Source organism: Aquabacterium olei (assembly GCF_003100395.1).
GTDB classification, from domain to species: domain Bacteria; phylum Pseudomonadota; class Gammaproteobacteria; order Burkholderiales; family Burkholderiaceae_C; genus Aquabacterium; species Aquabacterium olei.
This window is the reverse complement of sequence record NZ_CP029210.1, coordinates 2,601,388-2,621,676: the sequence shown is the minus strand read 5'-3', so window position 1 is coordinate 2,621,676 and position 20,289 is coordinate 2,601,388. Positions and strand designations below refer to the sequence as shown.

Genomic DNA, 20,289 nt, shown 5'->3' with positions numbered 1-20,289 from the left:
CCCGGGGCCTCCGGATATCGTTTGACGTAGATCAAACTGCACTGAAACCGTGCACGAATTCGTGCATGTGCGCGGGGCGCACCATTTGGTTTCGAGGACAGCCGCCGATACTGAAGCAGGCTCCTGGCGCCCGTCATGGTCGCGCCGGGAACAACGGCGACATGTCCTGAGGGATGGACCATGACAACACATCTTCCGCCCGTGACCGGGCGCGAACACGATTTCCCGGCAGAGTACAAGCTGGTTTCGACCACGGATCCGCAAGGAAGAATCACGCACTGCAACGGTGCATTCCTGGAGGTCAGCGGTTTCGGCTACGACGAGTTGATGGGCCAGCCCCACAACGTCGTGCGTCACCCGGACATGCCACCGGAAGCCTTCAAGGACATGTGGAGCACCATTGGCCGAGGTCGTCCCTGGACCGGCGTGGTCAAGAACCGCTGCAAGAGCGGAGACCACTACTGGGTGCTGGCCAACGTCACCCCTGTCATGGAGGATGGCAAGCCCAAGGGTTACATGTCCGTGCGGATCAAGCCGACGCGGGAGCAGGTGGCCAAGGCCGAGGCGCTGTACGCCCAGGTGGCCGCCGAGCGTGCCACCGGGCACCACACCGTGCGCATCCATGCCGGCGCCATGCGCCTGGTGGGTTGGCGCGACTGGCCCCACCGCGTGCACCGTCTCACGCTCACCCAGCGCGTGGGCCTGGTCATCCTGGCGGTCTCGCTGCTACCCGTCCTGGCAACGACGCTGGGCCTGCCCTGGTTCGCGCAGTGGCTTGCCGCACTGGTGCCGGCCGCGCTGGCCACGTGGTGGTTCCACGGCTACGTCGCCCAGCCGCTCGACCGCGCGGGCGAACTGGCTGCCCACATTGCCGGCTGCAACCTCAATGGCAACGTGCGCTTCATGCGTCGGCATCCATTGGGGCAGTTGTTGCGGCGACTCTGGCTCATCAACCTCAACATGCAGGCCATCGTCGAAGACGTGCGCAGCGAGGTCAACGCGATGAAAGACGGCGCGCGTGAAATCGCCTCGGGCAGCGACGACCTGTCCGGCCGGACCGAGCAGCAGTCGGCAGAGGTGCAGAAAACCGCTTCCACCATGGAACAGATGACCGGTGTCGTCAGCGGCACGGCCGATGCCGCCCGTCAGGCCGCCGATCTCGGCACGCGCGCTAGCACGGTGGCCAAACGGGGTGGCGAGGCGGTGGGCGAGATCGTCCAGACCATGGGCCACATCGAATCCTCTTCGCGGCGCGTGGCCGAGATCAACCAGGTCATCGAGGGCATCGCCTTCCAGACCAACATCCTGGCGCTGAACGCCGCGGTCGAGGCTGCCCGTGCCGGCGAGCAAGGCCGGGGCTTCAGCGTGGTGGCCGCCGAGGTGCGGTCGCTGGCCCACCGGTCGAGCGAGGCCGCTCGAGAAATCCGTTCATTGATCGATGCGTCCGTGAGCCAGGTGACCGACGGTGCCGAGCGCGTGCGTGTGACCCAGCAGGTGATCCGCGACATGGTGGACGCCGTGGAGCAGGTCAGCGGTCTGGTGGCCCACGTCCAGCAGGCGACGACCGAGCAGTCGCAGGGCATTGCGGCGCTCAACGGCACCGTTGCCAGCTTCGATGCATCGGCCCAGCAGAATGCCGCGCTCGCGGAACAGACCGCGGCGGCGTGTCAGTCGTTGCAGCGTCGTGCCGGCACGCTGGAGCGCGCGGTGCAGGTCTTCCGCCTCGGCGTGTCCAAGGATGCGCCGGTGGTCAAGCCGGCCGGTGCCCGCTCGCCCGGGTCCCAGCGCGTGCCCGCCTGACGCCGGCGATCGCCAGGAGCCCCAGGCCCATCGTGGCCAGCGTGCCGGCTTCGGGCACGGCGGCGACGGGCCCGCGGCCGTACACCACGTCGTCGATGGCAATGATGTCGTTGCCGGTGTAGAAGCTGACCGAGTCGATGAGCTTGCCCGGGTTGTGGAAGCCCACAAAGGCCATGCCCCCCAGCGACATGTCGCCGTAGGGCAGGCTGATCTCCTGGCGCGCGCCATCCTGGAAGGTGAGGGTGCCGGTGGCCAGCTGCAGGCCCGAGAAATACGCGCCGAAGTAGCTGACCCCCTCACCGAACGTGAAGGTGATGGTGCCTTTCTTGCCCGGCGCAAGCAGGAACTGACTGCCCGCCTCGGTGGTGTTGAAGCCGCAGAGTGCCGCCCGACAGCCTGAATCGTCCGTCACCCGGCCCCCCTGGATGGCCAGCCCGGCCGGCATGCCGCCTTCGAAATCGAGCATCACGCGGCCGCCGGTCGTACCCAGGAAGGACGCCTGACTGGCTGCCGCCTGCGGGCCCACCGTGCTCGCTCCGCTGTCGAACCCCGACGTCACGGCGAGCTGGGCCATGGCGGGCGCACCCAGCAGCATCGCGAGCAGGGGGAGCAGGGTCTTCACAGGGCTTGGCATGGTCATCTACCTCGGGGCCACAGCAGATCAGAGGGTGCGCGTCGAGGGCCCGGTGCGCTCACCTTCGGCGTAACGAATCCGGGTTACGCCTTCTGTATCAAACTGTATCGAGATGGGTGGCCGGCATGGAACCCCTGGATGCCGGGAGCGGCTCGGGTTTTGCCCCCCGCCTCACCCATTCAGGGTGTGCAAAAGGCGTCTGACCACGCGACGCCTCCTGGGGTAACCCCTGCTCAGCCTTGCGGCTCGTACCCTTCTTCGGTGATGGCGGCCAGCACCTGCGCTCGCTCCAGCACGGTCTCCACCGTCACCTGCCCGGATGGCAGGTCGACCTGGACACGCGCGCCCGGGTCCAGCGTCTGCACAGCCTGGGTCACGGCCTTGACGCAGTGGCCGCAGCTCATGCCGCTGACAGTGATCTGGTGGGTCTGGGTGCTCATGAATTGACTCCGGTTGGATGCGATGCAGACCATTTTCCCGCGTTACCCGCTCGCACCGTGGGCGGGTGACCACGCCGGCCGGTGTCTGCCGCCATGGCGGGCGGGGCCATCGCGTAAACTGCACGCTCACATGCCACGTGCATGCGCTGGCTGTCCGTAGCTCAACTGGATAGAGCAGCTGCCTTCTAAGCAGCAGGTCGGGGGTTCGAGTCCCTCCGGACAGGCCAACCCGTCAACCGGCGGTCAGCCGCGGGCCCGGCCCGTACGGCGAGCCGTTCCACGAACAAGGGACTGTCGTCAGCCATGTTTGCCGCGATCAAGCGACTCCTGGGTACCCGGGGCGGCGCAGGCGCCGATGGCGACGTGCTGGCCACCTGGGCCAAGGCCGAAGGGCATCAGCTCAAGCGCGTCAAGGACAGCCGTGGGGCAGGGGGCTTTGTCGTCAGCACCCAGGCCGGCTGGCGCGTCGAGTGGGGCGCGTCCCAGCGGCCCTACATTGCCGGTCAGGAGCTGCGCTTTCGCAGTGACACCGGTCTGCCGCACGACGTGCAGATGCTGCTGCTCAGCAAGGTCCTCACGCAGACCCTCGAGACCGATGTCTTCAGTCGCTACACCAACGCGATGCAGACCCAGGTCGATCACACGCTGCCCGAGGAAATGCGCTGGTTGGCCATGCACCCGCGCATCTCGATGGCGGCCTCGCCCGTGCTGGCCCGCCGGTTTGCGCTGTTCTGCAACGCCGAAGAGGTGGCGCGCGCATGGCTCGATGAAGACATGCTGTCCCAGCTCGATGCGGCCGCCACCTCCTGGTGGACCGACGCGCTGCTGCTGGTGCTGACGCTCAACCGCGGCATCCTCACCGTCCGCATGAGCGGGCAGAACCTTGAGGCAGCGCAGCTGCACTTCGTCGGTGGGCTGTTTGACCGGGCCGCAGCCCGCTGCCGCGCCATCGCCCGGGGCTGAGGCGCAGACAGTTCGGCTGGCGCCGGATCAGCCCTTGCGCCGCTGCAGAAAGGCCGCGATGGCCGTGCCGGCCGCAGGCTGCGTCAGGTTGCGCAGAAAGTGCGCCTGCTCCTGTTGCAGATGGGCATGCAGGGGGCGCGAATCCGCCTCGTTCACCAGTTCCTTGATGCTGGCCACGGCACCCGCCGGCAATGTGGCCAGCTCGTCTGCCCACGCAAGCGCCGCCGACAGCGCCGTGCCCGACGGAGCCAGCCGCTGGACCAGCCCCAGCGCGGCCCAGTCCTGCGCGCTGTGCGTGCCGCCGTCCCACAGCCAGGCCAGCGCCCGGCCGCGGCCCACCCGGCGCGCAAGCTGCCACGAGGTGCCACCGTCGGGCGACAGGCCGATCTGGCTGTAGGCCATCGTGAACCGGGCGTCCTCGGCCGCCACGATCAGGTCGCACGCCAGCGCCAGGGAGACGCCACCGCCTGCAGCCCGTCCCTCAATGGCCGCGATCACCGGTTTCGGGAAGCTCTGCAGTCCCTCCACCCATTGATGGAAGGCGCCGATGGCCGCTTCCTGTGCGGGCAGATCGTGGTCGCGGTTGTGCCCCAGGCGCGCCAGGTCGCCGCCACTGCAGAAGTGGCCACCCGAGCCGGTCAGCACCACGGCTGCGACGTCGGGGTTGTCTTCCGCCATGCCGAGTGTTTCGATGCCCGCGGCGTACACCTGGGGTGACAGCGCATTGCGGTTGGCCGGTCCGTGCAGGGTCAGCACGAGGGTGGCGCCGTGGCGCGAAGTCTGCAGTTCAGTGGTCATGCCTTGGTTTGCCGTGTTGATTCATGGAAACTGCTGGGAATCCCTCGCGATTCTCGCCCCCGGGATGCATTTCGCTTCATGCTAGAGTGGTTTACTGGCCTCAAAGCACACCCTCATGATTCATTGCAACAAGGTGTCGGCCGCGGTTCTCGCTGGAGTGGCACTGGGTTTCGTGCCGGTTGCGTCTCACGGCTTGGGCTTCGGTCGCCCCGTCAGCCGCGCCATCCTCGGCGAACGCCTGCAGATGCAGGTTCCCATCCGCCTTGAAGCCGGCGAAGACCTTGCCCAGGATTGCCTTGCCAGCGACGTCTACGTTGGCGAAGACAAACTGCCTCGCGGCGCGGTGTCCCTTGCAGTGGAACGCGCAGTCGGGGCCTCCGAGGCCACCTTGCGCCTGCAGACGCAAGGCGCGCTGAACGAGCCGGTGGTGACGGTCTATCTGATTGCAGGCTGTCAAGCACGCGTCACCCGCAAGTTCGTGCTCTTCGTCGACCCGCCCTCGCTGGCGGCGGCCGAGACCGCTCCGCTCACTGCCACCGCCCCCTCGGACAACCCTGCCCCTGCGGATGCGGGGGGCGCTGCTGCCCCGTCCACCCGTCGCCCGGCATCGAGCACCGCCGCCCGCACGGCTGCTCGCGCGCCTGCGACGCGTGCGGCCGCTTCGCCCGCCAGTGAGGCGGGGGGCATGGCCTCCCCCGGTGCTGGCGGCCTGTCCACCTCGATGGGGGCAGCAGCAAAGGCTCCGAAGGCGGCGAAGGCCGATCCGGGCAGCCGACTGCTGCTCGATCCGATCGAGCAGGATGCACTGGTCCTGCCTGAACTGCGCCCCACCGCCACATTGGGCACGGCTGCCCTCGACGATTCGCCCGCCTCCAAGGAGCGTCGGGCGGCCGCTGCCGCGCTGTGGCAGGCGTTGAACGCCACCCCCGAGCAACTCGCCCGTGACCGCCAGCGCCTGGCCGAACTCGAGCAGCGGCTGGTGGCCCTGCAGGCCGAAAGCGACAAGGCCAAGGCTGCGCTGGCCCGCCCCGCCCCCGTGAGCGAGGCGACCCCCGCTTGGTGGGTCGCTGTCCTCGGGGCGCTCGTGCTGGTCCTGCTGCCGTTGGTGCTGTGGCTGGGGTGGCGGCTGTGGCGTGCCCATCGCGCAGCCGCGTCGTCCGACTGGATGGCGTCTGCCGCGAACAGCGAACCGCGCGACACCGGTGTGGACGACGACCTGAGCCGCACCTCGGTCGACTTCGTGCGCCGTCCCGAGGGTGTCCACGCGCCTGAAGTCGACACCTTCCAGGGCGAGCTTGCGCACCCGGCACCCTCGGTCCAACCTGACTGGAGCGTGCCTGCACCGGCTCCGTTCACGCCCGCTCCGGTGTTCCAGGCGCCCGCGCCGAGCGTCACGCTGGAGCCACCGCCTGCCCCGGCTGTCGCGTCGATGGCCTCACCGGTGCAGCGCGAGGCCCTGCGCGAGGTGTCCGTCGAAGAACTGATCGACCTGGAACAGCAGGCCGAGTTCTTCGTGGTGCTGGGTCAGGACGATGCGGCCATCGACCTCCTCGAAGGGCACGTCCAGAGCACCACCGGGGGCAGCCCGCTGCCTTACCTCAAGCTGCTCGAGATCTACCAGCGCCTGGGCCAGCGTGCCGATTACGAGCGCGTGCAGGCCGATTTCAACGCCCGGTTCAATGGCTATGCGCCCGCCTGGGAAGCCGACCTGCAACAGGGTCACAGCCTGGCCGATTACCCTGGGGTGATCGAGCGCCTGCAGGGTCTGTGGTCCACACCGGCGCGGGCCATGGACGTGCTCGAGAAATCGCTGACCCGGCCGGATCACGACGCCGAGACCTTCGACCTGCCGGCCTACCGCGAACTGCTGTTCCTGTACGCCGTGGCGCGCGATCTGTCCGAGCGTGAATCGCGGGATCGCCAGGCCGTGGACCTGTTGCTGCCCGAGATGGGCGGTGCGCAGCCCGCATCGCAGCTGACCGTGCCCGGTGAATCCGATGAAGTGGCCCCGTTGATGGCCACCCGGCCCATCAAGGCGCAGCCGGGTGCCCGTCCCAGCATCAGCCTCGACCTGCATCTGGAAGACCTGGCCTCGCCGGATCCCGACCCGGCGGCATCCGAGGTGCGCGTCACCGACCCTCTGCCGGGTGCGCCCCGCACGCTCGACCCGCTGCCGTTCCACGTGGACGACAGCGACACGCCGCAGCACATCGGCAAAGTGTGATCAGGCGCCGCCGCGGCGGCCTCTCGGTCACATGCCGGCGTCGCTGCCTTCGCGTGGTGCGCCGGCCGGCGTCTGCATGGCCTGCAGGATCAGCTGACGGGTCAGCCGGTCGGACACCAGTTCGGCAAAGTTCAGCACGAACTGGCGCATGTAGGCGCCCCGCTTGAAGGCGAGCCGCGCCAGGTTGGGGCCGAAGAGGTGGCCGACGGGGCGCGCCACCAGCTCGCTGCCCGGCGTGTTCATCAGCGGGTCGTCCTTCACCGCCATCTCGGCCACCAGCCCGATGCCCATGCCAAGACGGGCGTAGGTCTTGATCACGTCGGAGTCGATCGCCTCCATCACCACGTTCGGCGTGAGCCCGCGCTGCGCGAAGGCCTGGTCGATGCGCTTGCGGCCGGTGAAGGAGGGGTGATACGAAATCAGCGGCTCGGCGGCCAGCTGTTCGAGCGTCAGGCGCGGCACCTGGGCCAGTGGGTGCCCGGCCTGCATCACCACCACGTGCTGCCATTCGTAGCAGGGCAGGGTGACGAGCTCCGGGAAGTCGCTGAGCGACTCGGTGGCCAGGCCCACGTCGGCAACTTCGTCCAGCACCATGCGCGCCACCTGTTCGGGCGTGCCCTGGTGCAGGCTCACGGCCACCTTGGGGTATTTGCGGCGCAGGGCGGCCACGGGCTCGGGCAGCACGTAACGCGCCTGGGTGTGCGTGGTCGCAATCGAGAGCGTGCCGGCATCCTGCATGGCGTACTCCTCGCCGATGCGTTTGAGGTTCGCCACCTCGCGCAGGATGATGTCGATGGACTTCAGCACCTGCTGGCCAGGCTCCGTGACCCGGCGCAGGCGCTTGCCGTGGCGCACGAAGATGTCGACGCCCAGTTCTTCCTCCAGCTCCAGAATGGCTTTGGAGATGCCGGGCTGCGAAGTGTGCAAGGCCTTGGCGGTTTCGGTGAGGTTCAGGTTACGCCGTGCGGCTTCCCAGACGAAGCGGAACTGGTGCAGGTTCATGGTGTCTGTTGGACTGCCGTGCTGGCGCCCTCAAGCGACAGGCTGCGCGGGGTGCGCGAGCTGCCAGGCCGAGTCGGCCAGCGCCTGGATCAGCAGGGCAGTCTCGCCCACGGCCGCGCTCAGCGTCCATGTCACATCCGGGTGGGCTTCGGACAGCTCGGTCATCAGGCGGGGCAGGTCCTTGCGCACATGCCCGCCAGCGCCCAGAAACAGCGGCACCACCGTCACCGCGGTGCACCCCGCCTCGGCCAGTTCACGGCCGGCGGCCGGCAGGTCGGGCGACATGAATTCGAGAAAGGCCAGGCGAATGTGCGCGGCCAGGGCCGCATCGCCTGCGGCAAGGGCGCGCTGGCGCAAGGCTTCCGCGGCGGCCTCGAAGGGGCGTGCCCAGTTCGGGTCGCGGGCGCCGTGGGCGAACAGCAGGATGCCGGAGGCAGAGGAAGACATGGCGGAGGCTTTCAACGGTAACGCACGAGCCACACGAAGGCGCTCATGGACAGCAGGAGGTACAGCGCACTCGGTGCGGCGGCGGCCAGCCACGGTTGCCACTGGTGCAACAGGCCCAGGTGGCTGCTGATGTGGTTGGCCAGCACGAAGCTGATGCCCAGCATGATGCCGCCAAAGATCTTCAGGCTCATGCCGCCGCTGCGTGCGTGCAGGTAGGCAAAGGGCAGGGCGAGCGCCACCATCACCAGGCACACCACGGGGTAGAAGCTCTTCTTCCAGAACTCGATTTCGTAGCGCTGCGCTGCCTGGGCGTTGCTGGCCAGGTGGCGGGTATAGCGCCACAGCGCCAGGGTCGACATCGTGTCCGGCGGCAGCACCGAGGCCGAGACCACCAGCGGTGTCAGGCTGCTCTGCCAGGCGAGCTGCACATGGGTCTGCTCGCGCACCACGGGGCGGGCCTCGCGCACGGCTTCCTCGCCCAGCAGGTCGTGCGTGAGCCACAGTGTCTCGTTCACCTCGCGCAGCTGCCACACCGAGCCGACGTCGTCGCCGCCGGCGCTGACGTCGGCCTGTCGCGCCGAGAGGCGGCGCAGCAGCCGTCCGCTGTCGTCGAACTCGAAGATGCGCACGTCGCCGAACTGGTCCTGCCGCACGGCCTTGCCCACGCTGACCGTGATCAGGTGGGTGCTGCCATCGGGCTGGGCGCGCCGTTCACGCAGCCAGGCGCCCGACTGGCCCAGCTTCAGGCCCTGGCGGGTGCTGAACTGCGCCTTGTGCACCTGCAGCTGCGCCTCGGACCAGGGCACGTACCAGTTGCCGATCCACACCATGATGGCCGCGGCCAGCACGCCCAGCAGCCCGAGCAGGCTCAGCGCCCGGCCGGGCCCCAGGCCGCCTGTGCGCAGGATGGTGAACTCTGAGGTCTGCGCCAGCCTGGACAGCGCCAGGATGGCGCCGATCAGCAATGCGATGGGGAAGAGGTCATACAGGTGGGCGCCCTGCATCAGCACGCAGGTCCACAGCACGTGGTGCAGCTTGTAGCCCAGACGGCCCAGGTTGCGCACTTCGTCGACAAAGTCGATGAAGAAGAACAGGGCCGAGAAGGCCAGTGCCACCAGCGCCACGTGGCGCACGATGGTGCCGAAGATCAGTCGGCGAACGGTCTTCATGCGCGGGCCTCCTGCGGGCGGCGGCCCAGCATGCGGAAGGCGCCGTCACGCCAGGCGATCAGGGCCAGCAGCGCCATGGTCAGCCCGCCATGCACGCCCAGCACGGCCGGCGCCCACTTCATCTTGCCCTGTGTGACCCACGACTGCGTGAGCGTCAGCAGGTTGAAGTAGACGACGAAAAGAAGCAGCGCGTAAACCAGGTTCCAGCTGCTGTTGCGGCGGCTGTTGCCGGCGGCCAGGGCGAGGCCGGCCAGCACCATGTTGAGGGCAGCCCACACCAGGCCCAGGCGCCAGACCAGTTCGCCGCGCGCCTCGCGGCTGCGGTCGGCCAGGAGGTCGGTGGTCGACATGGCGCGCAGCTCCGGAGCAGCCGAGCCGGCGTCCGGCGCCTCGCCCACCAGCACCCGGGCACGGTCGAAGTGGGCGCTGGTGATCTCGCCCGTGTCCAGTCGGGTCTGGATGCGCTCGCCGTTGTTCAGGATCAGGTAGCGCATGCCCTTGTCGACCTGCAGTTGCCCTTCGCGCGCCGTGACGACCGATTCGGTGCCTTCATCGGTCAGCACCATGAAGACATTGCGCCCGGTGGTCTGGCCGTCGCTGTGGCTGTCGATGAAGAACACGCGCTTGCCATCGGCAGATGCCTGAAACTGACCCGGGGCGATGCGCGCCATGTCGGAGCGCTTCTCGAAGCGGTGCCGCAGGACCTCGGTCTGGTCATAAGCCCACGGACGCGCCACCAGCGTGCTGGCCGCCACCAGCGCCACGATGGGCCAGGCCATGCGCAGCAGCGGGCGCAGAAAGCTGAATTGCCGCGCACCGCTGGCCTGCCAGACCACCATCTCGCTGTCGCGCCACATGCGGCTGAGCACCGACACGACCGACACGAACAGCGCGAGCGCCAGCAGCACCGGCAGCTGTGTGACGACGGTGTAGCTGAGGATCAGGCTCACGTCGGCCGGCGCAAAAGCGCCCTTGGTGGCCTGACCCAGGATGCGGATGAGCACCATGGTGAGCACCACGGTGAGCAGCACCACGAGCGTGGCCATGAAACTGCGCCAGAGTTCACGGCGCACGGAGGAATCGAATAACATTGCTTGGATCTGTCTATCCCGTCCATTATGGACTTGCACTGCATGGACTACCGCTCCACCGTGGCCCACGGGCCCGCCCTGTCCCAGCTCAATGCCGATGCGCTGCTGGTGGTTTTCACGGCCGATCAGGGCAGCACGGGTGATCCGGTGCTGGACCAGATCGCCAGGGACGCCATCGCCGCCGGCGACTTCGCGCTCAAGGCGGGCAAGAGCCTGTACGTGCATCGACCGGCGGGCGTGAAGGCCTCGCGCGTGGTGCTGCTGGCCGCGGCCGATGCCACCCCCAAGGCGCTGAAGGCCGCCGTGGCCAAGGGCGTGGCCCACATCAAGGACCTCGGTGCGGCCCACGCCGCTCTGGCCGTGGCCGCCGGTGTGACGCTGGAAGCGGCCCACGCCCACGCCCTGGTGCTGGCCGTGGCCGATGCCACCTACATCTATACGCACACCAAGCCGAGCGCGCCCAAGCCCGGGCAGCTGCGCAAGGTGACGCTGGCCTGCACGCAGGACGAGGCCGCTGGCGTCAAGCGCGGTCTGGCTGAAGGCCAGGCGGTGGCCGAAGGCGTGACGCTGGCCCGCGAGCTGGGCAACCGCCCGGGCAACCACTGCACCCCGAGCTTTCTGGCCAGCGAAGCCAAGCGCCTGGGCCGCGAGTTCAAGTCGCTCAAGGTCGAGGTGCTCGATCGCCCGGCCCTGGAAAAGCTCGGCATGGGCTCCTTCCTGTCGGTCACCAACGGCTCGGCGCAGCCGCCCAAATTCATCATCCTGCGCTACCAGGGCGCGGCCGCGAGCCAGGCGCCGCTGGTGCTGGTGGGCAAGGGCATCACGTTCGACACGGGCGGCATCTCGATCAAGCCGAGCGCCGGCATGGACGAAATGAAGTTCGACATGGGCGGCGCGGCCAGCGTGCTGGGCACCTTCCGTGCCGTGGCCGAACTGCAGCCGCGCATCAACCTGATCGGCCTGGTGCCCGCATGCGAGAACATGCCCAGCGGCACGGCCACCAAGCCGGGCGATGTGGTCACCAGCATGTCGGGCCAGACGATCGAGGTGCTCAACACCGACGCAGAGGGCCGCCTGATCCTGTGCGACGCGCTGACCTATGCCGAGCGCCTGAAACCGGCTGCCGTGATCGACATCGCCACGCTGACCGGCGCCTGCGTGATCGCGCTGGGCAACCAGCACAGCGGCCTGTTCTCGGCGGACGACGAGCTGGCACAGGCGCTGCTGAAGGCCGGCCAGCAGGCACAGGACACCGCCTGGCGCATGCCGCTGGACGACGAGTACGCCGAAGGCCTGAAGAGCAACTTCGCCGACATCGCCAACGTGGGCGGCCGCGAGGGTGGGGCCATCACGGCGGCCTGCTTCCTAGCGAAGTTCACCAAGGCCTACCGCTGGGCCCACCTCGACATTGCCGGCTCGGCGTGGAAGTCGGGGGGCGCCAAGGGTGGCACCGGTCGCCCGGTCGGTCTGCTGACGCGCTTCATCCTGGACCAGGCCGCGGCCGGCAAGGAGGCCATCGTGCCGCGTGCTGTGAAGGCCGTGAAAGCTGTGAAGGCGGCTGGATCGTCACGCACGACCCCACTGCGGCAGGAAACTGCCGCCGCACCGACCCGCGCGCCGCGCGTCCGCACGGCCCGCGTGAGTGCCGCTTCGAACAAGGTCTGAGCGGATCATGAGCGAGGCCCGGACAGGCAAGGTCGAGTTCCACCACGGGGTGGGCGACAAGCTGGCGTATGCCTGCCGCCTGCTGCGCAAGGCGTACCGGGCCGGGGCCCGCGTGGTGGTGACGGGGGATGAAGCGAGCCTGCGCACCCTCGATCGCCAGCTCTGGACATTTGACGAGCAGGAGTTCCTGCCGCATGTGCTGGCCGCGGCGGCAGGCGATCTGCCTGCCTGTCAGCACGACACGGCCATCTGGCTCACGCCTGACCCGGCCACCGCGCCGGGCGAGCGCAGCGTGCTGGTGAATGTGGGACAGCGGCTGCCGGCGGGCATGGACCGCTGTGCCCGGCTGTTCGACATCGTCTCCAGCGAGCCGGAGGACCGCCAGCTCGGGCGGCAACGCTGGAAGCAGTACGCAGCCATGGGCTGGCAGGTGCAGCCGCACGAGGTCAAGGAATGAGCCAGTCGCCCCGCCCGCCTGCCCATGTGCCGACGTTGACGGAGGTGATCGACCTGCCTGTCGACGTGGCGGGTGTCGGGCAGACCGTATCTGCACCGGTCGTCACATCCGGTTTTCCGAACGCCCGGCCGGCGTGGGCGCCCATCTCCAATCTGGTGGTGGGGGCACCGGGCGACACCCCGCTGGTGGATCTGCCCATGCAGCCGGTGGCTACCGGCGCGGCCACGCGTGCCGACATCACCGAGGCGCAGATTGCGCAGCGCGTGCTCAACGACGTGCAGAAGCAGATCGACGGCCTGCTCGATTTCCGGCTTCGGGAGGCCATCGGGCCGATCCTCGCGCGCCACAGCGAAGCCCTGGTGCGCGATTTGCGTGAAGAACTCGGGCGCACCATGCGAGACGTGGTGGCCCGGTCCGTGGCGCAGGAGGTGGCGAAACTTCGCCAGCGCTGAACCACGGTGCCTTGTGAACCGTACCCAAACGCTTTCAACCCAACCGACGAGGTGGACATGACCCTTCGCTTTGCCCCTTCCCCGAGCCTGCGCCACGTGGCCCTGGCTGCCGCATCGTTTGCCGCCCTGGCCACGGCCGGCGGCGCAGCCCAGGCCCAGACTGTGGTCAAGATCGGCCACGTGGGCCCGGTGTCCGGCCCGCAGGCGCACTACGGTCGCGACAACGAGAACGGCGCACGCATGGCGGTCGACGAACTCAACAAGCAGAACATCTCGATCGGCGGCAAGAAGGTGACCTTCGAACTGCTGGCCGAAGATGACGCAGCCGACCCGAAGCAGGGCACGGCGGCCGCGCAGAAGCTGTGTGACGCCAAGGTCAACGGCGTGGTGGGCCACCTGAACTCGGGCACCACCATCCCGGCCTCGAAGGTGTACAACCAGTGCGGCCTGCCGATGATCTCGCCCTCGGCCACCAACCCCGACCTGACCAAGCCGGGCTACAAGAACGTGTTCCGCCTGCTGGCCAACGACAACGCCCTGGGCGCCGGTCTGGCCAATTACGCGCATGGCACCCTGAAGCTCAAGAAGGTCGCGATCATCGATGACCGCACGGCCTACGGCAAGGGCGTGGCCGAAGTGTTCGCCAAGACCGCCAAGCAACTGGGTATGGAGGTGGTGAGCCAGCAGTACACGAACGACAAGGCGGTGGACTTCATGGCCATCCTGACGGCCATCAAGAACAAGAAGCCGGACGGCATCTTCTTCGGTGGCATGGACCCGCAGGCCGGCCCGATGCTGCGCCAGATGCAGCAGCTGGGGCTGACCAAGACCTACCTGTTCGGCGGCGACGGCATTTGTACCGACAAGCTGATCGAACTGGCCAGCGGCGCCAAGACGCTGGGCAACGTGGTCTGCGCGGTGGGCGGTGCCTCGCTCGAGAAACTGGCCGGCGGCAAGGACTGGCGCGCCCGTTACGACGCCAAGTTCCCGGGCCAGTTCCAGGTCTATTCGCCCTACACCTACGACGCCACAATGGTGCTGGTGGACGCGATGAAGCGCGCGAACTCGGTCGACCCGAAGGTGTACGGCCCGAAGATCGTCGAGGCCGCTTACCAGGGCGTGACGGCCAAGGTGCAGTTCGAATCGAATGGCGAGCTGAAGAACCCCGCCATGACGTTGTACGGCTACAAGGACGGCAAGAAGACGCCGGTGAACTGACGCGAAGCATGCTAAAGTAGCGGGCTTCGGAGAGGTGGATGAGCGGTTTAAGTCGCACGCCTGGAAAGCGTGTGTAGGTTAATAGCCTACCGCGGGTTCGAATCCCGCCCTCTCCGCCAGAACACAACCCCAAGTGATTCCTTCACTTGGGGTTTTTTGCTTTTCGGGCCAGGGTCAGGGGTGTGGCAGCGGCAGGCTGCGTGACTCCTTCACCATCTCCATGACCACATACGTGTGGGTCTGCTTCACACCCGGCAGGCCGGAGATGTGCTCGCCCATCACCCGCCTGTACTCGTTGATGTCGCGGGTGCGGACTTTCAGCAGGTAGTCGAAGTCGCCGGCGATCATGTGGCATGACTCGATCTCGGGGATGCGTTGCACGGCTTCGTTGAAGCGCCGGAGTTCGTGCTCGGTGGTGCCGGCCAGCAGCACTTGCACCACAACGATGTGACCGGCCCCCACGGCATCGGGATCCAGGTCGGCGTGGTACCCGCGGATCACCCCTGTTTTCTCCAGCCGCCGCACCCGCTCTGCACACGGCGTCTTGGTGAGGCCGACCCGGCGGGACAGTTCCACGATGGACAGGCGGGCGTCTGCCTGCAGTTCGGCGAGGATCTTGAGGTCAATGCGGTCCATGTGCGAGACAGTCTTTCTGACTTCCAAAGCTGCTTGTAAAAGTCATTATGGCTTTTCAGATCGAAAATTTGGAGCCATTTACTGCGGTGTTTCGAAAACAATTCAGCCCATCTGGCGGATGCGTTTTCCGCCATCTCTCGCGACTGCAGCGCGCGCAGCCCTCTGCGCCATGCGCCAGCCCCTCAGGAGTACCCGGACATGACCGCCACCATCCCCACCAGCCTCTGGCCCATCGGTGCGTTTGACGCCTCGGCCACCGCCTTGCCCACCGCGCCCCGCAGTGAGATTCGCCGCAGGATCGACGCAGCATGGCGCACCCCTGAACCGGTCTGCGTGCCCACCCTGGTCGACGCCGCACGCATCCCGGCGGCGTTGCGTGAGCCGGTGCGTGGCCTGGCGCACGATCTTGTGAGCGGCCTGCGCGCCACCCGCTCGCGTTCGTCGGGTGTCGATGCGCTGATGAAGGAATTCTCACTGTCCAGTCAGGAGGGCGTGGCGCTGATGTGTCTGGCCGAAGCGCTGCTCCGCGTGCCGGACAAGGCCACGGCAGACCGCCTGATTCGTGACAAGCTGGCCGACGGAGACTGGCGTTCCCACATCGGCAACAGCCCGTCGCTGTTCGTCAACGCGGCCACCTGGGGCCTGCTGATCACGGGCCGGCTGGTGTCGACCAGCAGCGAAGAGGGGCTGTCGTCTGCGCTGACCCGTCTGGTGGCGCGCGGTGGTGAGCCGCTGATCCGCAAGGGCATGGACCTGGCGATGCGCATGCTCGGCGAGCAGTTCGTCACCGGCCGCGACATCGACGAGGCCTTGCGCCGTGGCCGTGCCCACGAGAAGAAGGGCTATCGCTACTCGTTCGACATGCTGGGCGAGGCGGCCATGACGGCCGCCGATGCTGACCGCTATTTCGGTGACTACGAGCGGGCCATCGAGGCGATCGGGCAGTCGTCCACCGGCCGCGGTGTGGTCGACGGCAACGGGATCTCGGTGAAGCTCTCTGCGCTGCACCCGCGCTACACCTGGTCGCAGCGTGAACGCGTGCTGGCCGAATTGCTGCCCAAGCTGAAGACCCTGTGCCTGCAGGCCAAGCGCCACGACATCGGCCTGAACATCGATGCCGAGGAGGCCGATCGTCTGGACATTTCGCTGGATCTGCTGGAGGCCCTGGCGCTCGACCCGGCACTGGCGGGCTGGACCGGGCTCGGCTTTGTCGTGCAGGCGTACCAGAAGCGCGCACCGTATGTGCTCGATTTCGTGATTGACCTGGCCCGCCGCAGCGGTCGTCGGATGATGGTGCGTCTGGTCAAGGGCGCGTACTGGGATGCCGAGATCAAGCGCGCGCAGATCGATGGGCTCTCGGGTTACCCGGTCTACACCCGCAAGGTGTACACGGACGTGTCCTACCTGGCGTGTGCCAAGAAGCTGCTCGCCGCGCGCGATGTGATATATCCGCAGTTCGCCACCCACAACGCGCACTCGCTGGCCGCAATCTTCCATCTTGCCGCGGCTGAGGGGCGTGCCTGGCAGCCCGGCGACTACGAGTTCCAGTGCCTGCATGGCATGGGCGAGCCGCTGTACGACCAGATCGTGGGCCAGGCCGAGCGCCACCGCATGGTGCGCATCTATGCGCCGGTGGGCAGCCATGAGACCCTGCTGGCTTACCTGGTTCGTCGTCTGCTGGAAAACGGCGCCAACACCAGTTTCGTGAACCGCATCGTGGACGAGCGGGTGCCGGTGGAAGAACTGATTGCCGACCCGGTCGAGCAGGCCGCGCCGCTGGCTGGCGCACCGCATCCGAAGATTCCGCTGCCCGCTGAGCTGTTCGGGACGCTGCGCGCCAACTCCGAGGGCCACGACCTGGCCAGCGAAACGGTGCGTGAACGCATTGCCACCGCGCTGGCTGCCTCCTGCGAAACGGCCTTCCGAGCGGGACCGACGCTCGCGGTCGAGGCCGCTGAAGCGATCGTCCAACCGGTCTGCAACCCCGCCGACCACCGCGATGTGGTGGGCCACGTGGCAGAGGCCACGGCCGCAGACGTGGCTCAGGCACTGCTGGCTGCCCATGCGGTGGCATCCGAGTGGGGCGCCACCCCGGCCGCCGTGCGCAGCGACGCGCTGGAGCGCGCTGCGGAACTGTTCGAGCGCGACGCCGACATCCTGCTGGCGCTCACTGTGCGCGAGGCGGGCAAGTCGTGGGGCAACGCCGTGGCGGAGCTGCGGGAAGCCGTCGACTTCCTGCGCTACTACGCACAACAGGCGCGGGGCTTCGATCCTGCCACCCATGTGCCGCTGGGCCCCGTGCTGTGCATCAGCCCGTGGAACTTCCCGCTGGCCATCTTCACCGGACAGGTGGCTGCCGCCCTGGCCGCAGGCAACTCTGTGCTGGCCAAGCCTGCTGAGCAAACGCCCCTGATTGCCGCCTTTGCGGTTCGCCTGCTGCATGAAGCCGGGGTGCCGGTGGCGGCCGCGCAATTGTTGCCCGGCCGTGGCGAGACCGTGGGCGCCGCCCTGGTGGCGGATGCCCGCGTGCGCGGCGTGATGTTCACTGGCTCGACCGAGGTCGCGGCGCTGATCAACCGCACGCTGGCTGCGCGCGGTGGCAACGTGCCGCTGATTGCCGAGACCGGCGGCCAGAACGCCATGATCGTCGATTCCACGGCGCTGCCCGAGCAGGTGGTGGGCGACGTGCTGGCCTCGGCCTTCGATTCGGCCGGCCAGCGTTGCTCGGCACTGCGCGTGCTGTGTCTGCAGGAGGACATCGCGGATGGCGTGCTGCACATGCTGCAGGGCGCGTTCACCGAGCTGCGCCTGGGCAACCCCGCCGACGTCCGCATCGACATCGGCCCGGTGATCGACGCCGAAGCGCGCGATGGCCTGCAAAGCCACGTGGCCGCGATGCAGCACAAGGGCGCCCGTGTCACCCAGTTGACGCTGCCCGCCGAATGCGCACACGGCACCTTCGTCGCCCCGACCATCATCGAGATCGGTGCGCTGTCGGAGCTGGGACGCGAGCAGTTCGGCCCCATCCTGCACGTGCTGCGCTACCGTGCCGCCGACCTGGACAGCCTGATCGACGCCATCAATGCCAGCGGCTATGGCCTGACGATGGGCGTGCACACGCGCATCGACGAGACGGTGGAGCGGGTGGCCGCCCGCGCGCATGTCGGCAACCTCTATGTGAACCGCAACGTCATTGGTGCGGTGGTGGGGGTGCAGCCCTTCGGCGGCGAAGGCCTGTCCGGCACAGGACCGAAGGCGGGTGGCCCGCTGTACCTCCATCGCCTGCTGGCCCGCACCTCGGGGCCCCGACTGCACAACGGTGCCGTGTCGGTCACGGAAGGGGATGAGACCCGGTCGGCCGACCAGGCATTTGCCGCCTTCCTGAGCTGGCTGGACGGCGCCGGGCGGGCCCTGCTGGAGGGCGACGAACTCGCCGTGCTGCGCGACCGCGCCGACGCCTGCCGTGCGCGCCGCATCAGTGGCCTGCGCGTGGCCTTGCCCGGCCCCACGGGCGAGGACGACAGCCTGCGCTTCACCGCGCGCGGCACGATTGCCGGGGTGGCGGACACCGCCACGGCCGTGCTGCATCAGCTGATGGCGGCGCTGGCGAGCGGCAACCACCTGGTGGTGGCAGAAGGCCATGCGGCCCGGGTGGTGGTGGCCTCGCTGCCCGCGCCCCTGCGCTCGCATGTGACGGTGGATGCGGCGTGGTTCGAGCGCGAGCTGGGCGCGGTGCTGTTCGAGGGCAGCGAGGCCGATGCCGATGCCTTGCGTGTTCGCGTGGCGTCTCGCCCCGGCCCGATCCTGCAGTTGCTGCAACCGACACCGGACTACGACCTGAGCCGCCTGGTGCACGAGCGGACGTTGTCGATCAACACCGCCGCGGCCGGTGGCAACGCCAGCCTGATGGCCATGGGCGCTTGACGCCAACCCCCCCCGGCTTCCAGCCGCGGGGGAGCACCTTGCCTCAGCGCGGCTGTTTTGCCTGACTGTCCAGCCAGCGCAGCGCGCCGTAGAACACCGTGGCGACCCCCGCGCCGGTCGCCAGGGTCATCTTTGCCGCTGCGGCAAAGCCCCCCAGGTACCACGCGATGGCGCCCCCCACCGGCAGGCTGAGCGCGCTGACGATGCCGGCCACGAGCAGGGTGAGCCCGTTGGCGCCGTTGATGCGCTGGTGGATGGCGCTGTACTCCATCCAGGTGGCCACCGACAGGATCAGGGCCAGCGTGCCGGCCCACAGCATCCAGAACGTGTTCATCGTTCCCTCCGCGCGGGCGCAAGGACGAGACCGGGTGTGGCGAAGCCACGGGTGATGCTGTTCATTGTCTGACTGCCCTGAGCGATGGTCGTGTTGACAGCGCGACATTGTCCCATCGGCCAGCGTGCGATGACCCTGTCGAGACCTTGACCAACCGCAGGGAACGTGCGTGCCGGGCCTCACCCTGCCAGACTTCCGGCCGTGTCTGTCCTTCCCGTGTCCCGGCCCGTCAGGATGCCGTGCTGGTCCTGTCGGCATTTCGGCGGCAGCCCCCGGCGGGCTCCCTCGCGTCTGGTGGGGATCTGTTTGCGTGCCGATCCGGCTCTGCAGCCCGAGATGGGTGCTGGGTGCGCGCACTGGACTGCCGCAGAGCGCCCCGCTTTGCGCGTGCTGGTGTGTGGCGGGCTGGAGGCCGACGACCAGCACGCGGTGTTTCACGCGCTCGATCTCGTGCTCACGCGGTACCAGGTCACAGTGCTCATTCACGGGGCCGCCCGCGGGGCGGACACGCTGGCCGACCAGTGGGCGGTGGCGCGTGGCATCGAGCGCCAGGTCTTCCCCGTGCCGCCCGAGCAATGGGAGCGGGTCGGCCTGGCCGCGAGCCCGCTGCGCAACACGCGCATGCTGGTGGCCGGGCGACCGGACGCGCTCGTCGCGTTTCCCGGGGGACCCGGCACCGAAGACATGGTGAACCAGGCGCGGGTGGCAGGCCTGCCGGTGTGGCGGCCCTACGGTTGATGCGGCAAGGCCGAAAAAAGAAAACCCGTCGCACGCAGGCACGACGGGTTCGGCGGGCAGGCTCACTGCCTGACCTGGCGCGCCCAGGTGATCCGGCGCTGCCGCTTTCCCTGATGACAGGGCCGCCTCACCGGCGGTCGGGCCGAGGCGGGATCACCCCGCCTGCGCCACCCGAGGGCGGCACCGTGCCCGGTCTGACCCCCGATGTCCGGCGGGTCATGCTGTGCTGTCGGACTGTGCCGTCAGGTCAGCAATGCCAGTGTGCGCCGAAGCGAGGGCACGCAGGTGTGACGCCTG

General features: G+C 68.3%; 18 protein-coding genes and 2 tRNA genes. 11 read left to right on the top strand and 9 right to left on the bottom strand.

The features are described from left to right. Nucleotides 1–180: 180 nt before the first annotated feature. Entirely contained in the window at nucleotides 181–1,800 is a 1,620-nt protein-coding gene (locus tag DEH84_RS11760) for a methyl-accepting chemotaxis protein (protein WP_109037022.1), read from the top strand. Here the strand turns inward: DEH84_RS11760 and DEH84_RS11755 are convergent. Together DEH84_RS11755 and DEH84_RS11750 are read right to left on the bottom strand one after the other, a co-directional pair. Next, nucleotides 1,751–2,434 (bottom strand): PEP-CTERM sorting domain-containing protein, encoded by a 684-nt coding sequence (locus DEH84_RS11755; protein ID WP_159098942.1) that lies wholly within the window; start codon nucleotides 2,432–2,434, stop codon nucleotides 1,751–1,753. The two genes, DEH84_RS11760 and DEH84_RS11755, sit on opposite strands and share 50 nt — an antisense overlap. Before the next feature lie 233 nt (nucleotides 2,435–2,667). Further along, the gene (locus DEH84_RS11750; protein ID WP_109037020.1) at nucleotides 2,668–2,874 is read right to left on the bottom strand and encodes a heavy-metal-associated domain-containing protein; all 207 of its coding nucleotides are present in this window, start codon (nucleotides 2,872–2,874) and stop codon (nucleotides 2,668–2,670) included. Between the two features lie 150 nt (nucleotides 2,875–3,024). On the opposite strand from DEH84_RS11750, the gene DEH84_RS11745 reads away from it, so the two are divergent. Together DEH84_RS11745 and DEH84_RS11740 are read left to right on the top strand one after the other, a co-directional pair. Beyond that, nucleotides 3,025–3,101, top strand: a tRNA-Arg gene (locus DEH84_RS11745). A 76-nt stretch (nucleotides 3,102–3,177) separates the two neighbouring features. Beyond that, on the top strand, nucleotides 3,178–3,837 hold the full coding sequence (locus DEH84_RS11740) for a hypothetical protein (protein ID WP_109037019.1): 660 nt from the start codon (nucleotides 3,178–3,180) through the stop codon (nucleotides 3,835–3,837). Nucleotides 3,838–3,864: 27 nt separating this feature from the next. Here the strand turns inward: DEH84_RS11740 and DEH84_RS11735 are convergent, their stop codons facing one another. Continuing rightward, the gene (locus DEH84_RS11735) at nucleotides 3,865–4,635 is read right to left on the bottom strand and encodes an oxepin-CoA hydrolase, alternative type (RefSeq protein WP_109037018.1); all 771 of its coding nucleotides are present in this window, start codon (nucleotides 4,633–4,635) and stop codon (nucleotides 3,865–3,867) included. A 115-nt stretch (nucleotides 4,636–4,750) separates the two neighbouring features. Between DEH84_RS11735 and DEH84_RS11730 the strand changes: the two genes are divergently transcribed. Next, a complete protein-coding gene (locus DEH84_RS11730) occupies nucleotides 4,751–6,859 on the top strand; it encodes a type IV pilus assembly protein FimV (RefSeq protein ID WP_109037017.1) in 2,109 nt (702 codons plus the stop codon). A 27-nt stretch (nucleotides 6,860–6,886) separates the two neighbouring features. Here DEH84_RS11730 and DEH84_RS11725 read toward each other — a convergent pair whose 3' ends face one another. Genes DEH84_RS11725 through lptF form a run of 4 tightly spaced genes read right to left on the bottom strand, consistent with a single transcriptional unit; the run spans nucleotide 6,887 to nucleotide 10,568 of the window. Further along, nucleotides 6,887–7,861: a CysB family HTH-type transcriptional regulator gene (locus DEH84_RS11725; RefSeq protein WP_109037016.1), complete on the bottom strand. Its 975-nt coding sequence runs from the start codon at nucleotides 7,859–7,861 to the stop codon at nucleotides 6,887–6,889. A 30-nt stretch (nucleotides 7,862–7,891) separates the two neighbouring features. Continuing rightward, the gene (locus DEH84_RS11720; protein WP_109037015.1) at nucleotides 7,892–8,308 is read right to left on the bottom strand and encodes a sirohydrochlorin chelatase; all 417 of its coding nucleotides are present in this window, start codon (nucleotides 8,306–8,308) and stop codon (nucleotides 7,892–7,894) included. A gap of 11 nt (nucleotides 8,309–8,319) precedes the next feature. Further along, a complete protein-coding gene (lptG, locus tag DEH84_RS11715) occupies nucleotides 8,320–9,477 on the bottom strand; it encodes an LPS export ABC transporter permease LptG (protein ID WP_109037014.1) in 1,158 nt (385 codons plus the stop codon). Beyond that, entirely contained in the window at nucleotides 9,474–10,568 is a 1,095-nt protein-coding gene (gene lptF, locus DEH84_RS11710; RefSeq protein ID WP_109037013.1) for an LPS export ABC transporter permease LptF, read from the bottom strand. The genes lptG and lptF overlap by 4 nt, the downstream gene beginning before the upstream one ends. 42 nt (nucleotides 10,569–10,610) lie before the next feature. Between lptF and DEH84_RS11705 the strand changes: the two genes are divergently transcribed. The 5 genes from DEH84_RS11705 to DEH84_RS11685 all read left to right on the top strand — a co-directional run bounded on the left by DEH84_RS11705 (nucleotide 10,611) and on the right by DEH84_RS11685 (nucleotide 14,479). Next, entirely contained in the window at nucleotides 10,611–12,233 is a 1,623-nt protein-coding gene (locus DEH84_RS11705; protein ID WP_109037012.1) for a leucyl aminopeptidase, read from the top strand. Nucleotides 12,234–12,240: 7 nt separating this feature from the next. Beyond that, entirely contained in the window at nucleotides 12,241–12,690 is a 450-nt protein-coding gene (locus tag DEH84_RS11700; RefSeq protein WP_109037011.1) for a DNA polymerase III subunit chi, read from the top strand. Further along, entirely contained in the window at nucleotides 12,687–13,142 is a 456-nt protein-coding gene (locus DEH84_RS11695) for a hypothetical protein (protein ID WP_109037010.1), read from the top strand. Before DEH84_RS11700 ends, DEH84_RS11695 begins: the two co-directional genes overlap by 4 nt. 57 nt (nucleotides 13,143–13,199) lie before the next feature. Then, the gene (locus DEH84_RS11690; protein ID WP_109037009.1) at nucleotides 13,200–14,360 is read left to right on the top strand and encodes a branched-chain amino acid ABC transporter substrate-binding protein; all 1,161 of its coding nucleotides are present in this window, start codon (nucleotides 13,200–13,202) and stop codon (nucleotides 14,358–14,360) included. Between the two features lie 28 nt (nucleotides 14,361–14,388). After that, a tRNA-Ser gene (locus DEH84_RS11685) sits at nucleotides 14,389–14,479 on the top strand. A gap of 55 nt (nucleotides 14,480–14,534) precedes the next feature. Here the strand turns inward: DEH84_RS11685 and DEH84_RS11680 are convergent. Continuing rightward, nucleotides 14,535–14,996: an Lrp/AsnC ligand binding domain-containing protein gene (locus tag DEH84_RS11680; protein ID WP_109037008.1), complete on the bottom strand. Its 462-nt coding sequence runs from the start codon at nucleotides 14,994–14,996 to the stop codon at nucleotides 14,535–14,537. A gap of 198 nt (nucleotides 14,997–15,194) precedes the next feature. On the opposite strand from DEH84_RS11680, the gene putA reads away from it, so the two are divergent. Next, on the top strand, nucleotides 15,195–18,920 hold the full coding sequence (gene putA / locus DEH84_RS11675; protein WP_109037007.1) for a trifunctional transcriptional regulator/proline dehydrogenase/L-glutamate gamma-semialdehyde dehydrogenase: 3,726 nt from the start codon (nucleotides 15,195–15,197) through the stop codon (nucleotides 18,918–18,920). A 43-nt stretch (nucleotides 18,921–18,963) separates the two neighbouring features. On the opposite strand, the gene DEH84_RS11670 is transcribed toward putA, so the two are convergent. Continuing rightward, nucleotides 18,964–19,254, bottom strand: a complete 291-nt coding sequence (locus DEH84_RS11670) for a hypothetical protein (RefSeq protein ID WP_109037006.1) — start codon at nucleotides 19,252–19,254, stop codon at nucleotides 18,964–18,966. 336 nt (nucleotides 19,255–19,590) lie between these two features. Here DEH84_RS11670 and DEH84_RS11665 point away from each other — a divergent pair, with 336 nt between their 5' ends. Next, the gene (locus tag DEH84_RS11665; protein ID WP_218929724.1) at nucleotides 19,591–19,992 is read left to right on the top strand and encodes a DUF2493 domain-containing protein; all 402 of its coding nucleotides are present in this window, start codon (nucleotides 19,591–19,593) and stop codon (nucleotides 19,990–19,992) included. Nucleotides 19,993–20,289 lie beyond the last annotated feature (297 nt).

Coding starts and splice junctions, on each gene's coding strand:
- DEH84_RS11725 (WP_109037016.1), bottom strand. CDS start 7,861: ATGAACCTGCACCAGTTCCGCTTCGTCTGGGAAGCCGCACGGCGTAAC.
- DEH84_RS11700 (WP_109037011.1), top strand. CDS start 12,241: ATGAGCGAGGCCCGGACAGGCAAGGTCGAGTTCCACCACGGGGTGGGC.
- DEH84_RS11680 (WP_109037008.1), bottom strand. CDS start 14,996: ATGGACCGCATTGACCTCAAGATCCTCGCCGAACTGCAGGCAGACGCC.
- DEH84_RS11750 (WP_109037020.1), bottom strand. CDS start 2,874: ATGAGCACCCAGACCCACCAGATCACTGTCAGCGGCATGAGCTGCGGC.
- DEH84_RS11730 (WP_109037017.1), top strand. CDS start 4,751: ATGATTCATTGCAACAAGGTGTCGGCCGCGGTTCTCGCTGGAGTGGCA.
- putA (WP_109037007.1), top strand. CDS start 15,195: ATGACCGCCACCATCCCCACCAGCCTCTGGCCCATCGGTGCGTTTGAC.
- DEH84_RS11735 (WP_109037018.1), bottom strand. CDS start 4,635: ATGACCACTGAACTGCAGACTTCGCGCCACGGCGCCACCCTCGTGCTG.
- DEH84_RS11670 (WP_109037006.1), bottom strand. CDS start 19,254: ATGAACACGTTCTGGATGCTGTGGGCCGGCACGCTGGCCCTGATCCTG.
- DEH84_RS11705 (WP_109037012.1), top strand. CDS start 10,611: ATGGACTACCGCTCCACCGTGGCCCACGGGCCCGCCCTGTCCCAGCTC.
- DEH84_RS11665 (WP_218929724.1), top strand. CDS start 19,591: ATGGGTGCTGGGTGCGCGCACTGGACTGCCGCAGAGCGCCCCGCTTTG.
- DEH84_RS11755 (WP_159098942.1), bottom strand. CDS start 2,434: ATGCCAAGCCCTGTGAAGACCCTGCTCCCCCTGCTCGCGATGCTGCTG.
- DEH84_RS11760 (WP_109037022.1), top strand. CDS start 181: ATGACAACACATCTTCCGCCCGTGACCGGGCGCGAACACGATTTCCCG.
- DEH84_RS11695 (WP_109037010.1), top strand. CDS start 12,687: ATGAGCCAGTCGCCCCGCCCGCCTGCCCATGTGCCGACGTTGACGGAG.
- DEH84_RS11690 (WP_109037009.1), top strand. CDS start 13,200: ATGACCCTTCGCTTTGCCCCTTCCCCGAGCCTGCGCCACGTGGCCCTG.
- DEH84_RS11740 (WP_109037019.1), top strand. CDS start 3,178: ATGTTTGCCGCGATCAAGCGACTCCTGGGTACCCGGGGCGGCGCAGGC.
- DEH84_RS11720 (WP_109037015.1), bottom strand. CDS start 8,308: ATGTCTTCCTCTGCCTCCGGCATCCTGCTGTTCGCCCACGGCGCCCGC.
- lptG (WP_109037014.1), bottom strand. CDS start 9,477: ATGAAGACCGTTCGCCGACTGATCTTCGGCACCATCGTGCGCCACGTG.
- lptF (WP_109037013.1), bottom strand. CDS start 10,568: ATGTTATTCGATTCCTCCGTGCGCCGTGAACTCTGGCGCAGTTTCATG.